This window comes from Streptomyces sp. NRRL B-3229 (assembly GCF_000719505.1).
In the GTDB taxonomy this organism is placed as follows: domain Bacteria; phylum Actinomycetota; class Actinomycetes; order Streptomycetales; family Streptomycetaceae; genus Streptomyces; species Streptomyces griseorubiginosus.
In genome coordinates, this window is the sequence record NZ_JOGP01000148.1 from 1 (window position 1) to 385 (window position 385).

1 protein-coding gene is annotated in these 385 nt (G+C 71.9%); it reads right to left on the minus strand.

Annotated features, from left to right (window positions below; genetic code table 11):
- Window positions 1-385: AMP-binding protein (locus IF54_RS40295; RefSeq protein ID WP_037821284.1), on the minus strand; the 385-nt coding region annotated here is incomplete at both ends.

The following is a 385-nucleotide window of genomic DNA, read 5'->3' on the forward strand; positions in this document are numbered from 1 at the left end:
CCGGGGCGGTGATGGGGCGGCGGGCGATGCGGGCGGCGTGTGCGTCGGTGAGGATGAGGGTGCCCTGGTGGGCGGCGGCGAGGGTGGCGGTGTGGGTGGTGCTGGTGACCACGACCGAAGCCTTGGTGTCGGCCAGGATGAAGGCGAGACGTTCGGCCGGCAGAGTCGGATCCAGCGGAAGATAAGCCGCGCCCGCCTTCCAGATGGGCACCAGGTCCGGGCCGCGCTGAAGGCACACACCGACCAGGCTGTCCGCTCCGGCACCGGCGGCGATCAGATGGTGGGCGATGCGGTTGGCCCGCTCCTCCACCTCGCCGTACGACATCCGCACGTCACCGGACACGACGGCCACGGCGTCCGGTGTCGCGGCGACCTGCGCCTCGAA